Origin of the sequence: Chitinophaga solisilvae (genome assembly GCF_009928525.1) — a bacterium.
Lineage (GTDB): Bacteria > Bacteroidota > Bacteroidia > Chitinophagales > Chitinophagaceae > Chitinophaga > Chitinophaga solisilvae.
Window position 1 is genome coordinate 24,330 of the sequence record NZ_JAABOK010000016.1, and the last position, 14,284, is coordinate 38,613.

At 49.1% G+C, this 14,284-nt stretch carries 11 protein-coding genes; all 11 read right to left on the minus strand.

Annotated features, from left to right (window positions below):
• Positions 1-20: 20 nt before the first annotated feature.
• The 11 genes from GWG06_RS25490 to GWG06_RS25540 all read right to left on the minus strand — a co-directional run bounded on the left by GWG06_RS25490 (position 21) and on the right by GWG06_RS25540 (position 14,245).
• Positions 21-3,980 (minus strand): hypothetical protein, encoded by a 3,960-nt coding sequence (locus GWG06_RS25490; protein ID WP_160717022.1) that lies wholly within the window; start codon positions 3,978-3,980, stop codon positions 21-23.
• A 555-nt stretch (positions 3,981-4,535) separates the two neighbouring features.
• The gene (locus GWG06_RS25495) at positions 4,536-5,657 is read right to left on the minus strand and encodes a MupA/Atu3671 family FMN-dependent luciferase-like monooxygenase (RefSeq protein WP_127041497.1); all 1,122 of its coding nucleotides are present in this window, start codon (positions 5,655-5,657) and stop codon (positions 4,536-4,538) included.
• A 56-nt stretch (positions 5,658-5,713) separates the two neighbouring features.
• A complete protein-coding gene (locus GWG06_RS25500) occupies positions 5,714-6,463 on the minus strand; it encodes a polyketide synthase (RefSeq protein ID WP_127041495.1) in 750 nt (249 codons plus the stop codon).
• Positions 6,464-6,491: 28 nt separating this feature from the next.
• Positions 6,492-7,250, minus strand: coding sequence for an enoyl-CoA hydratase/isomerase (locus GWG06_RS25505; protein ID WP_160717024.1), 759 nt, complete (start codon positions 7,248-7,250; stop codon positions 6,492-6,494).
• Positions 7,247-8,509 carry a hydroxymethylglutaryl-CoA synthase family protein gene (locus GWG06_RS25510; protein WP_127041491.1) on the minus strand — a complete coding sequence of 421 codons (1,263 nt, stop codon included), beginning with the start codon at positions 8,507-8,509 and terminating at the stop codon, positions 7,247-7,249. Before GWG06_RS25510 ends, GWG06_RS25505 begins: the two co-directional genes overlap by 4 nt.
• A 34-nt stretch (positions 8,510-8,543) precedes the next feature.
• On the minus strand, positions 8,544-9,767 hold the full coding sequence (locus tag GWG06_RS25515) for a beta-ketoacyl synthase N-terminal-like domain-containing protein (RefSeq protein ID WP_160717026.1): 1,224 nt from the start codon (positions 9,765-9,767) through the stop codon (positions 8,544-8,546).
• Positions 9,754-9,993 carry an acyl carrier protein gene (locus GWG06_RS25520; protein ID WP_160717028.1) on the minus strand — a complete coding sequence of 80 codons (240 nt, stop codon included), beginning with the start codon at positions 9,991-9,993 and terminating at the stop codon, positions 9,754-9,756. Before GWG06_RS25520 ends, GWG06_RS25515 begins: the two co-directional genes overlap by 14 nt.
• A 27-nt stretch (positions 9,994-10,020) precedes the next feature.
• On the minus strand, positions 10,021-10,302 hold the full coding sequence (locus GWG06_RS25525) for a DUF5952 family protein (RefSeq protein ID WP_160717030.1): 282 nt from the start codon (positions 10,300-10,302) through the stop codon (positions 10,021-10,023).
• Positions 10,303-10,327: 25 nt separating this feature from the next.
• Positions 10,328-11,293 carry an acyltransferase domain-containing protein gene (locus tag GWG06_RS25530; RefSeq protein ID WP_160717032.1) on the minus strand — a complete coding sequence of 322 codons (966 nt, stop codon included), beginning with the start codon at positions 11,291-11,293 and terminating at the stop codon, positions 10,328-10,330.
• A 27-nt stretch (positions 11,294-11,320) separates the two neighbouring features.
• On the minus strand, positions 11,321-13,714 hold the full coding sequence (gene fabD / locus GWG06_RS25535) for an ACP S-malonyltransferase (RefSeq protein ID WP_160717034.1): 2,394 nt from the start codon (positions 13,712-13,714) through the stop codon (positions 11,321-11,323).
• Positions 13,715-13,744: 30 nt separating this feature from the next.
• Positions 13,745-14,245, minus strand: coding sequence for a UpxY family transcription antiterminator (locus GWG06_RS25540; RefSeq protein ID WP_235938527.1), 501 nt, complete (start codon positions 14,243-14,245; stop codon positions 13,745-13,747).
• Positions 14,246-14,284: the final 39 nt, after the last annotated feature.

Consider the following 14,284-nt stretch of genomic DNA (forward strand, 5'->3'; position numbering starts at 1 on the left):
AGCTAAAGATTAACACAGGATTACATACAGGGTGAAGTGGAATACTCGTCATACGACTGAGATACGTATCCATCAGAATAATGATATTCATACACACAGCGCCAGCCGGTTTTCTGCGGCTCCGATTCTGTTATCACTTTACGGCCTGTCTCACATTTTCCATTCACCATCCGTTTGCCTTCCCCGACACATATGATTACTTCAGGGCACATGGTCAGGTCATTTCCTCCAACAACCCAATAGGTAGCACCAAATGATGATGAGTGCGGATTCATATCCTTCCATTCGCTTTGATAATCACCGTTACTACTGCCATCAGAATGCACAATACAGCGCTTACGGCCCGTGAGCTCATATCTCGCGGAAACATGGCAGGAAGGGGATTTACCTGTCTGGACCCATTGTTTATTTCCCCAGGAAGGACTGTTGGTGTTGATGTTTGTCTGCTCGGCTTCCTGGTAACCGGTATTACCATCTTTATCCGTCAGACAACGTTTTGCGCCGGTGAACATCCAGATCGGGTTCTTATGCATAGGGCCATTCACCATGTACTCTTTTTTTGCCAGAATCTGTCTCCGGTCGTTCTTCACGAGCGACAGGCGCTTAAAGGCATCATAGGAATAATAAACAGGTTTATTATCTGCTCCGCATTCGGAGGTAACGCCTACCAGCGGATCGTAGGTAGTGGTTTGCATAAGTACTCCTTCAGGGAATAAACGGATTTCATCTACCTGTGCATTGCCTGCAATACTAATCGCAGCCTGACTTACGCGATATTCCCGGTATGTCCAGCCGGTATAGGAATTGGTTTCAGCTGTTACTTTTACAGCGCCGCCTACAACCGGTTCATTACCTTTTGACCAGAAACTAAGCGTATATACTGCTGTTTGCGGGATGCCACTTCTTGATATGGGGCCGGCAGACAGGTTATATACCCGGCGGCCGGTAGGTGCATTTTCATCTGTTACCGGCTCTCCTGCATAAGAAAAATTTCCTTTCTCATCTGTTTCAAAACTCGTATAGGCGACATCGTTATAGTTGACGTTATCGGCCGTCATGATGGCACGTTGCCTGTCAGCTCCCAGCATCATGGTGGTAGTCTTTCCATTTTCCTGTGATGATTGCAGGAAACCATATTTATCATAGCGGAGATAAACGGCATATACTTTAAACAAAGCAGGGGTTCTGATCAGCACAGCCGGATTGAATACTCCTGCTGTACCTTGCGGAACAGGAGCATTAGCCGCAAACCCTAAACGTCTGTAAGGCCGTACCAGGTTATTAAAGGCGCCATATTCAATGATGTCTCCTCCGATCATGCGTGGGTTACTATCTCCTGTAATCCACTCTTCTTCAGCCATCTGCCTGGTGATGTTTTTATCTTTCAGCGTTTTAAAGATGCCATCCTGGATAGTATAGTCATTGTTGTAATAATATCTTTTTTCGATGTTCAGCCCTTTCTCACGATCCAGACTACTGGTAATCGTCTTCACATCAAAATACGCCGACCGGTAGGTATAGCTGGTGATAGTGCTAACGCTGTCATTGTTATTGTAGTAAGTTGTTTCCGTTACCTTTTGCAGTTCAGTTCTGCCAGTCAGCGGATAGTAGGCATCTGTTCTCAGTTTCTTTACTTCACCAATATTGGAATAGGTAGCGACATGCGATATCAGCATAGAGGACGCAGTTGGCCCTGTGACCGGCTGCTGAATTATACTATAGAGATTGGTGACCTGTTTCTTCAGGTTTCCGTAACTATCATAGGTACTGATTGTTTTGGGAAGTCCTAATCCCCATTCTGCCTTTTCAACCGGTATATAAGGATAGCCCATCTGAACAGGGTTGTAGCCGATATCCCGGAAATCAGCAAACTCAAATACTGTTTTACCTCTGCCGGTATTACCGCTTCCTTCTATCACCTCTACCCTGCTGTATCCTACAGGGTTTCCCGATGTGTAGCTGAGGTTATTGAGCGACTCGCCTACCAGTATCCGTACATCCTCTGGACTACCAGATGAATAAATAATGGGCTGATGATATTCATAATTGGGGAATTGCGCCATATATCCGGAGGAGGTTACCCCGTCAGCCATCACGTATTTGTATGCTGTAGTAACAGGACTGATACTGTTGTTACCCGGATAGGCTGTTACTTTTTTAATTCTCAGTCCTCCGCCTATTACCTTCGGTGCATTCACAACGCTGTTTGCCCAGCTGAGCGTGATACTGGATTCCAACGGAAAGTCGCGCCCAGAGCCCTTTAGCACCTTTAAGGTATAGGTGCCTGATGGCTGGTTCAGCTCCCATACAAAACCATCCATCGGTTTGGCAGTATTAAAATCATAAATCCTGGTATCCACAATTATTCCACTGCTATTCAACAGTTGAAAAACATAATTGCTTACAGCCGGCGTACCATCCGGATCTCTGTACCCGAGGTCGAAGTTTACATTGATGCGGTGATTATTGGTATAGTGCTGCCGGAGGTTCATCGTATAGGTACCGGGCGACTGGGCGCTGACATAAACACTCTGTTCGCTGTTGGTTACACTGACCCTGTCATGCGATTCAAACTCATACTCCCTTATCATACCATCCGGAAAAGTTACTTTCCGTAGGCTGCCCGCCAGCACGTAGGTATCGCTGGGGTTCCTGTTTCCACCGGCAAAATCGGTGGTGGTGGGGATGCCCGTAAAATTTGCTATACCATTGAAAAATCCCCAGTGATCCCTGGACGTTCCTCCTATCTCAGGTGTAGATGGCCGGGGGAAGCCAACGAAGGGTACATCCTTGGAAGGAAGTTCGTATTGTGTATTGTAGACAAACTCATATTGCGGAATAGTGCCACCTGGGGTTTCCCGTACAATTGTCCGGAGAAAAGCCCTGACAGCCTTTAAGTCCAGGTGCAGATAGCTGCCATTGGTGAGTGCATAGTTTTCTATCCATCTGGGTGTTGCCCGGTGATCATAGATGGTATAGTAAAACCGATACTTATCCTTTACCTGGTCGTTATCCAGTATACTGATTGATTCTATCAGGCTTCCTATCTGATATGGTTCATCATTACGTCCGAACCGGATAAACTGCTTTGCAGGAAGCGCTATTTCCTCCAGTTGCCCTGTATTTCTTTCATAGTCTATGCTTGAGGAGCTATACCTCTTATCATATTTTTTGAGAACGGCTGTTTCGGACACCATTTCTGAATAGGCATTTTTATACCTTCTGTATTTGTAAGTAATAATATCTTCATCAAAGGGTGCGATCTGCCGTGTAAGCCGCCACGCAACAGGATAGTATTTACCGGCATGTACCGCTGTGGCATCCTGCATCTGAAACTTTTCCAGATCTGTTTCCCGGAATTCATACCTGACACCGTCTGCAGCAATAATTGTAAATCCTGAAAGCGTATAATCAGCGCCTGCAGTAGCAGTAAATTCAGGTTGTATTTTTATATTCTTCTGTTCAAAAAGACGCACTACCTTATCTTTCCCGATCATAAACCTGCCTGACAGCCCGTTACAATTAAATGTATATACGTCTGCCTGGGCATCCAGCTGGTTATTATAATATTTTAGTCTGATACTATCATGCATTACCGCTGGAAAATTCCCTACATAGAGATAGCCCTTCTCCGGAAAATCGTCCGGAATTCCCCGGACGGATCTCGTTACAATACCACCGGCATCAAGGCTCCAGCTCATACCTGTTTCCGTAGGATCCTCCTTTACCTGCACCCCGCCGGCAAAGTAGCTAAGCCCTACATTTAATTTGAGATCTCCCCGCTGATAAGCGAATACCGGAACTGTCAGTTGCGGTATACCGGTAAAAAGATTAACGTTAATGGCTACACTCCGTTGCTGGGCCATAACATCTGCTTCACTTCTCAGGTTGGCTGTGGTTGCCTCCTGTGCACTGACCGGTAACGGCAAACACAGGCCCATCAGCCCCATAAGGATCAAGGACTTGAAACGAACATTCATCAGAAACCAATAAAAATTTTACAGCATACCTGCTGTCATGAAAATAAAAAACCTGCCATTGCGGTACCCGCAACGGTATTATAGTGACAATAAAAAAATATTTGACTGCTGTTACCTTTTCAAAGGTGTATCTGTATCAGATAAATCATCCGTATACAGGATGTACTGACAGGCTCTCAAAGGAAAAAAATCTGCTACGTTACTTACTATAAGCATGTTCATGGCTCCGGTACAGGTTGGGTTAAATAATTCCGATTACGTTACAAAGAAAACAAACATTCTTTAATAAAAAAATTAGATTCTACGGACAGCGCTTCATGTCACTTCCGGAATTCGCTTACCAGCAAAGGGTTTCAGCAGGCAACACCTATATGTTTAATATGGAATTCTAACCTTCAAAACAGCTGTCCATCATCCTGTCTAGTATCGTAAATCTATATCTCCGGCTTCCGTAAAAGCAAATGGGACAAGCCTCTTCCACGAAGCGTGTCCCATATAACAATTGCTGTGATATCAATACAGCTACTATAGCAGCAGCTGTGTTCACCTGAAAACTTACGTATGAGCAGCCGCTCCGGCAGCCGCTTTCACTTTATTATGCCAGGCATCTTTCACGGCGGTAAGATTATCAAGATTCTTCACCACCGAAGTGTAGTCTATCCCAAAGTCAAGCAGGCAGGCTATTTCATCTACACCCAGGCTGCTGACTTTATGCAGCACCTTGATAACATCTTCAGCTGCACCTACAAGGCTGGAGCCGGATACGTACCTGCGGAAGGAGTAATCGAGTATATTATCTATTTCTTCTTTTGAGAGGTTCTGTACTTCTGCAGCGTTACCGCTGACAGCATTATTCTGCAGCAGACCGAAAGAAGAACGGAGATAATTGATCAGCGGGGTGCGCGCCTTTTCATAGGCTTCCTCCCGTGTGCCTGCAATGAAGGTATGCAGCATAAGTACTATTTTTCCTTTTCCCTTCGGATGTCCGCCTTCCTTATATGCTTCCCGGTAGATTTCTATCTTGGGGCCGAGTTCATCCAGGGAGCTGCCCCAGAAGTTGGTAAGAATACCGAAGCCCAGTCTGCCTGCGGACCTGAAGGTATCAGGGTTCCCATTGGTGGTGATCCACATCGGCAGGCTTTTCTGTAACGGCCGCGGATATATTTTTGTGTCTTTGAGATGACCATGCCCGTCTTCCATACTGATAGATTCTCCTCTCCACAGCCGTTGTATGCTGTCAATATTTTTGTACATCACTTCATGACGGTTCTTATAGCTGTTGGAGGCCAGTACAAAGTCATTGGCCTGCCACCCGGAAGCGCAGGCAATGCCCACACGGCCGCCGGACAGGTTATCTGCCACGCACCAGTCTTCCGCCACCCGGATGGGATTATGTAAAGGAATGACCACGCTGCCGGCACGGATACCTATATTTTTCGTATGTGCGGCAATGTTACCTGCCATCACAGCCGGGCTGGGATACAGACCTGCAAATTCATTGAAATGGCGCTCCGGCGTCCACACGGCTGTAAATCCGTTACGGTCGCCATATTTCGCGCCTTCTATCAGTAGTTTATATTTTTCATTTGCATCATCAAATATATCCGCGTTGCCAAAATAGAAAAGGCTGAAGTCAAGATGTTTCGCGGCAGGTAATTGCGTTTCGTTATTTTCCATAGTGCTGCAAATTAAGAAGGTTAAAACTGTTATTTCCGTTAACACGAGCGGGGAGCCTACTTCCCAAACAATGCGATGATCCGCTCTTTCACCTCCGGATGATGAAACGTTTTGTCATGCATGGCCACTTCTTTTTTAATGATGGCCGGCAGCTGTTCCCTGGCTACACTTACCAGGTGCTCCTTGAGCGTTACAAGGGAGTGACGCGGCTTATCCGCCAGGTCTCCGGCCAGCTGCCGGGCATGGCTCAATACTTCATTCCGCGGCAGCACCGGGAAAGGGATACCTCTTTTCTCCAGGTCAGCGCCACGGTAGCTGTTGGCCGTCAGCAACATCTCCTGTGCCAGGCTGATGCCCAGTTTCTGGGGAAGCACGTAGGTGGCGCCCATACCCGGCGTAAATCCGTACTTCATGAAGTTGGTAGTATAAAAACTTTCCTTGCCGAGGATAATGAAATCGGCAAACATCCCGAAAACAAATCCGCCGCCGATGCCGTGGCCCTGCATGGCAGAAATAACAGGTATCGGACAATCCTGCGCAAGGCTGTAAAGATTGATATCCGCAAAGCTCACTTTCCCTTCATAAATGTCGAGCAGCGACTCCTGTGTTCCGCCGGAAGCAAAATAGTTATCATAGCCTGTTACTATCACCACCTTCAGGTGCGGGGTGTTACGGATCGTCTCGAAGGCGTTAATCAGCTCTACCATCAGGGCTTCCGTAAAAGTATTCTTGTGCTCTTTGTCCTGCATGGTCACCTGAACAATGCCCGGCGCAATTTCCTTTAAATCTACAACTGGTGTCATCATATCATGGATGGATATTTTCGTTTAGTCGTTACGGTTCGCTTTCCCAGGGGAACAGGCCTGTCTTCACATAGCGTTCTATGCGCTGCAGGTTATCCCTGTCGGAAAACACTTCCCGGTTGGCGTCTATCGCCAGCGACCTGGATTGTGAAAGATCGTACAATGCATGCATCAGGCGTTTGTAGCGCTGTATGCCCTGCCGGGACAAATACCTTAACCGGAGCAGATGTGTGCGCAGCAGGGCATCGCTCTGCGAATCAAATGCGTCTACGAGACCCCAGGCATGCGCCTGCTGCACGGATACCGGACGGGTCATGAGCGTGAGGTACTGCGCTTTCTGGAAGCCGATGCGCCGCACCAGGAAAGGCATTACACAGGCAGGCAGCAGCCCGAACAACAATTCTGACAAACTGAACTGCGCACTGTCATCAGCTATTACAATATCACATGCGGCCACAAACCCGATACCACCGGCATTGGTTTTGCCGCGCACATGCGCCACGCTGATGAACGGACCGGTGGCCAGCTGCATCCACAGGTCGTACAACGGCTCCGGCCCCAGCTTTTCACCGTCGCCGGTGGCTGCTTTAAAATCAGCACCGAAGCAGAATACCTCTGGCAGCCCTTCCAGTACAAAGACGGTGGCAACATCCTGGTATTGCCGTAGTGCCTGTGTACATTCCGTCAGCAGCAGGTCATTGATGGTATTGTTATCTTCCGGCCGGTAGAACTGTATAAAACATACCGGTTCCTGAAAGCGTACCCTGATAGTTTGATATGCCGTCGTCATGCTATCCACTCATATTTGCGGTGAAACTCACGTATCTCTTTCAGGTACAGCCGTTGCTTTCCTCTTGATTTAGCCCATGCGCCCGGAACCACCTGGGTATCGAGTACGGTATTGCGTGTACCGAACCTGATGGCGCCGCTGCCTTGCAGCAGTGCTTCATATTCAGGCATGGAAAGATGATAGCGTTCATTGAGTGTATTCTCCAGGCCCAGCTGTCGCTGCCGGATCTGGCCTTCCTTCGATACGATGCCGCTGTAGAACTCAGAGCAACATCCCGATCCGTAAGAGAAACAGCCAACACGCGCAGGCTGATCGAAATTGCCGTTATCGATTGTGCTGGCCAGCGACATGAACACAGTGCCTCCCATGATATTGCCTACGCGCTGGCAGTAGGTAAGACCAGGCACTACCCGTTGCCTGAAATCCGCTTCTATCTGCTGCGGAGCCGCTTTAACGATCTTGCGCATCATAGTGCGGTGCGCACCTTTCACCATACCACCGAAAGGCGTATGAAAAGAGAGGTATTGAAAAGTCTGCTGATAATCCACACCAGCCACGCGTTTCTGGTATTCGCCGTAAGCGCGCTCACAGCAGTCCAGGTAAGACATCAGCGAGAGATCTGCATCGCCGGCTTCACTGTCGGGAACGGGCCGGCAGGTATCCATCACTTCAAAACCGTAGTAGCCGTTGGCGCCTACATCTACCCGGAACACATGCGGCTGGTTGCTGATGAGCATAGCCACCGCACCTGCTCCTCCGCTGGGTTCTGCGAAGGACCAGTCTTCACTGATCGCCTCTCCGCCTTCTACCACCATAAACCGGGATATATCTGTTGCAATCACCAGGGCTTTCGCGCCCGGCGATGTCTGCGCCAGAATAAAATTCACTGCCATCTGGAAACCTGCAGTGCCCGCATAGCAGGCCTGCTTGATCTCAAACAGCCGGCAGTTGCGGTTCAGCTCCAGGTAATGATGAATATAGGTGCTGATAGATTTACCGAAATCGATGCCGGACTCTGTACAGGTAATCAGTAATTCCACCCGGTCTTTTTCCGCGGGCGTTAAGCGGTCTAGTAATGGCCTGGCCGCATTCACGGCGTAAGTGACAGGGTCTTCATGAGGCAGGGCTACCGCCTTTTCTTTCATCAGCAGGTTTTCAAACCTGGCGGTATCCAGGTTCCGGTGTTTTGCCAGCTGCATGACGTCCAGGTAAGCAGAACCTGCGAAGATATTCATAGCTTCTATTCCAACGCTGATCATAAATGTTCTTTTAATAAATAATGGCAAACTGTTGTTAAAGCCGGCGCAGGCAAAGCGCCGTGTTAATGCCTCCAAATCCGAAGCTCAGGCTGAGTGCATGCCTGATCTCATGTTGCAGTGTTTCCCTTACCCAGTTGAAAGAAGGATCCGCCGGATCTTCCAGGTTCCTGCAGGGATGCAGCATACCTGCTTTCATCTGTAGTATGACAGCAATCACTTCTACCATGCCGGCTGCAGTCAGACCATGGCCGGTAATGGATTTGGTAGTATTGATAAATGCATGTGCCAGGCCACAGTCCTGCAGAGCCTGTAGCTCTGTTTCATCTCCCACCAGCGAACCGCTGCCATGGGGGTTGATATAATCAATGTCTTTCGGGTGTATACCCGCTTTCTCCAGCGCCTGCCTGATGACAGCACATTCCCCGTCATAGGAAGGATTGGGATTACGGTTACCATCCATTGCCATGGCCCATCCTGAGATGGCTGCATAAGGCTGCACCTGACGCTCTGCGGCGGTGGTCATACGTTCTATGACTACCGCGCCGCTGCATTCGCCGTAAATGAATCCGTCACGGTTCCGGTCAAAAGGCCGGCAGGCCGCTGCAGGATCATCTGCATATTTTGATGAGCCCATCGCCCCCAGTGTACGCAACGATTGCAACTCCCAGAATGACAGGTCCATCAGGGCGCCCAGCGCTATGCACACATCTACCTGTCCGCTCTGTACTGCCTGTATCGCCTGCAATACAGCCAGCTGTCCGCTGGCGGAAGCACCGCCTGCTGAATAGGACATTCCCCTGATGTTAAAGACTTCTGTACAAAGTCCGCATACGTCAGTATCCATGAAAGAGATGCCGTATGCGGGCCTGATGAATACAGGCTTTTCCCGGTATGCATCAATGATCTGCATCAGTTCCCGTTGCTGGAAATTGGAACCGCCTGTTATCAGGCCGATACGGTGCGGCGGCACCCCGGAGAGCCGCGCTTCCTGCCAGGCTTCTTCCACAGCTACCAGCGCCGCGCCACCAGTCAGGGTGATGCTGCGCAGCAGCTTCTTTGAGAAGTGGGCAGGATATATGATCTCCGGGATCTCTGCACCCACGAAGGCGGTGTTATGCTGCCTGCCCGGACGCTGCATCACGGCAAAGGCACTCCGGGCTTGCAGCAAAGTGTCTGTCACTGCTGCTTTGCCCTGGGCGGCAGCAGTGATAATACCTGCGCCTGTAATGACAATATCTGCAGGATCATAATTTTTCATGGAACAAGGTTGCCAGCTCTCCCATATTCTGCGCTCCGCTCAGGTCCAGCATCGGCACCTGTATGGATAAGGAATCCATCGTCAGCGCGATAATCTCAGCGCGGTCTATTGAATTGGCGCCCAGCTCCTTCAGCTGGTCGTTGAACCTGAAGGCATGTTCTTCCAATTCCGGAATAATTTCCCTTGTGTGCTGTACAATAACCTGAAATATTTCTTCTACGTTCATAATTGTTTATGTTTGAATAATACTGATTCAGTCGGCCATTACCCATGTGCCATAAAATGCTTCCTTAATATCATAAGGTTCGTCTATCTCCTCTCCCAGGCAAACCTGCTCAGAGAAAGGGTTTCCGGTGACAGAAGAAAGAATCCGTTCGATGCGGATAATAATAGGTTTAAAATAATTTCTGCTGATAAACATAAATTTATCTTCAGGCTGAGGCGGCAGGTGAGCTTCGGTTTTCAGTGTATGGCTGACAAGTACGCCCATCTCATTCATCACCTCACAGTTAATTGTTAATGTGTAAGCCTGCATAACTAACGATTGAACAGTGAAACAATCAGCGACCCAACCAGGTGGCATCGCATTGCTGTGACAGCAATTGCAGTTTTTTTAATTCGTTCCCGAACCGGTTCATGGTAGCGTGACACACAGAAGAGGATGCAGGAGATAAAATTCTATCCAGTATACTTTTCAGTGTACCGGATGGACTGCAATCAATATAAAAATAATTACCCGCTGTCTCCATTTGTCTGACAGCTTCGCTGAAGCGGACAGGCGCGCGTATTACCTCCCAGTAGTAATCGGCCACGGTCATGTATACACGCTTTGCGAGCGTACCTGACACGAATGGAATAACAGGCGTTGAAAAATGAATATCGCGGAAGCAGCTGACAAATGCACTCTTCACAGGATCCATCATAGGACTGTGAAAAGCATAGCGGACCGGCAGCCGGACAGACAGCAGATCCTGCTGTCCCAGAAAGCGCTCCAGCTGCTGCAGCGAAGGTTCATCGCCGGCTACTATAAAATGTTCATCATAGTTTACGGCAGCGAGGGAAAGAGAACTGAACGGCTGCTGCTCCCGGAAGATACGGTGGTCCTGCAACACGGTCAGCATACCGCCATTACCGCAATGGGCCTTTATTTCCAGGGCCTGCCGTATCAGCGCACCCAGCATATCCAGCGGATGAACGATGCCGGATACGGCTGCCGCCACCATCTCGCCCAGGCTGTACCCCAGCACATACGACGGATGTATCTGCAACTCTTCCTGCAATACTTTCGCCATCGCATACTGTACCATAAAAAGCGCCGGGTTGGTATAACGCAATTCATCAAATTCCCCTTTCACCTGCTGATCTGTGTATATCTGCGCAATGACGGAACTTCCCGATACGCGTATCGCTTCTTCGTCCAGCCATTGCAACGTACGGCGGAAGGTAGCGTTGGCACGGTACAGCTCTGCCCCCATATTAAAATACTGACTGCCTTGTCCTGAAAAGAGAAATACCACTTTAGACATTACCGGATTTTTTAATCATCGAAAAAATTACAGGACGCTGCTGAGTTGCTTTGCCGGCCTGGATATATTTACAGCGGATGACGGAGCAAACTGAAGATAGAAATCCCGGAGATACAGCGCACCACCCAGCATCAGCAGCCAGGCAACTTCTTCAGCATGGCGGTTTCTCCAGGACTGCAGCGGCGTGCCTTTCACCCACTGGTTGAATGCTCCGAGTGCGGGGCTGCAGAATACCTGAAAGTCTTCCCGGATGGCAACATCACCTTTCAGCGCAGCCTGCTGGCTGACAGTAAAATAGTGCCTGAATACAAGCGCCATTTTATGCCTGGGGTTTTGTAATGCCTTGCTGATTTCAGCCGGATCTTTCTGCCTGGTTATTTCTTCAAATACGCTGTCCAGGCTCTTCTTGAAATACCGCTCTTCCAGCTGGGTCCTGTCCTTTACCGGAATCTGGTCCAGCGATTCGTAGCGGCGATACAGTTCATATAATTTATTGGCTCTTGCCGGGAAAAACATTCCTTTCTTCAGCACCTGAATCCGGGTTCCTGTTTCAAACATATCGCCGGCAGGTGCATAGTCGGTATCCTGCATATTAATTTCCTGCAACATATCTTTCACCGCAATGCTCGTACCTGCATCCACTGTACACTGGTTGACGGAGCCAGTCATGATAAAGTCCGCTCCGAGTACAAACGAAGCGGCTACTGCGTCCGCAGTGCCTATGCCACCGGCAACACCTACACGAACCGGCGTGGCGTAAGCAAGTTTACTCACTGTTTCATCGCGCATCCTGCGGATCACGGGCAGAAGCGCGTAAGGCATACGGCGGTCGGTATGTCCGGCAGAATCAGCTACTGCACATATATCATCTGCCATGGGTACCAGCCTGGATAAAGCTGCCTGCTCGGCCGAGATGCTGCCTTCTGCCAGCAGCTTATCAACAATGGCGCGCGGCGGCGGCTCCAGGAAAATTTCTGCTATTTCGGGCCTGGACAGCTTCGCCATAATACGATTACCGGCTACTATGTTTCCCTTGTTATCCTTGTAAAGTCCCTTCACGCGATAGTAGACAATGGCCTTGCTTAAACCCAGATAGGCAGCGGCTTCCACATTTTTCACACCATGCCTGATAAAGAGTGTTACCAGTTCCTCTTCCGTCTCCGGCCGTTCCGGATGGCTGCCGATGTTTACTCCGTACGGCAGTTGCGGGCCTCCCTGCTGCTTAATATACTGTATGGCTTCTTCCACTTCAGCCAGCGATACCCCTTCTGTTCCGAGAAAGCTGAGCAAGCCGGCCTTTCCCATACGCACGATCTGCCGGGGAGAAGAGATACCATAGGACATGGCTCCGGCTGCATAGGCATACCTGACGCCATAGGTTTCACGGAAGCCTGCGGCTCCCATTCCGGCCGCAAGCGCCTGTATATCGGACTGCGGACCACCGTCATTACCGACAGGTACAAACCGGTCTAACCACAACGGGTATACGTTATTGCGCGTCTCAGGTACGCTTTCCTTCACTGCGGCCGGCGGGGGTGGCGCAGGCGGCGTTATTCCCATCTCTGCGGCCGGTATCGGATCAGCAATAATGAAGTTGATCATTTTTGTCAGTACATCTCCCGGTCCTATTTCATAAAAAGATAATTCGTCCTGGCACAGCAGGTAGCTGACGCTTTCATACCATCTCACCTGGCTGGCAATCTGCCGCGTCAGCAGGTCGGCAGTAGCACCATCTTCATAGGGCCGTGCGGTTACATTGGCGATAACCGGGATTTTGGGAGCAGCAAAGGAAAATCCTTTCACGTAGTTTCCGAATTCCTGCGATGCTCCCTGCAGGTAGCGGGAGTGAAATGCGCCGCTCACATTGAGCGGATAATACAGCCGTGCGCCGCTGGCTTCAAAATTTTTCTGTGCGCCGAGTATCTCTTCGCGAATGCCGGATATGACGATCTGTTCAGCGGAATTATAGTTGGCGATATCAATACCTGTATAATTGAACTGCTGCAGTATTTTTTTTACGGCCTCCATCTTCAATCCAAGCAGGGCGGCCATTCCGCCGTGCTTTACGGCGCCCATAATCTCTGCTCTTTTCTTTACAAGCTGCAGGCCTGTTTCAAAGGAGAATACACCTGCGGCAAACAGGGCTACATATTCTCCGAGGCTGTGGCCCAGCACAAAATCAGGTGGTTCTTCACGGGAGATACGGTCAAGATAGGTAAGCGCATTCACCACGTATAATGCCGGCTGCGTATATTGTGTCTGATTCAGCAGGCGGTCCGGGTCTTCCTCACACAGGCCGGTAATATCATATCCCAGGATGTCGCTTGCATTGTCAGTATATGTTTTGTATTGAGGGAATAATTCCTTTCCCATGCCCCTCCGTTGTGATCCCTGGCCGGGGAATAAAAATGCCTTCTTCATAGAATGAAATGTTTTGGATAATAAAATGTATTATATCCGCTCAATGCAACTGCTTTCTATTTCCACGGATACAGCCTGGCTGATTACCGGCAGTTTGATCACAAAACGCACCTGGTTTGATTTCCGTAACAGAATGCCTTCCATGCCTGAGAAAGCGCCTTGTGTGACTCTCACTTTATCCCCGATACAGTAATAATATTCAGTGGTAAGCGTCTGGCTGCCTCCTTCTATCCGCCTGATTTTTTCAATCTCATCATCGCTTACAGCGATAGGCTGACCGTTGAAGCCAACGAAATGGATGACGCCACCCAGACTAAGTATTTTTACTTTCTCCTGAATATCGATTTTAACAAAGAGATAATTGGGGAACATGGGGCTCTGCAACCGTTTGACACGATCGCTCCACTGCCGCAGTTCCTGCTTTACAGGCAGATAACATTCTATATGCTGTAACCTGGTTTCCTGTAAAACTTTTTTTTCAAACTTCGGACGGGTATATACTACATACCACTTCTTTGTGATAGGTGACATTGAGACGGATGAGCGCAGGTCATCCGCATAAATAAGAGG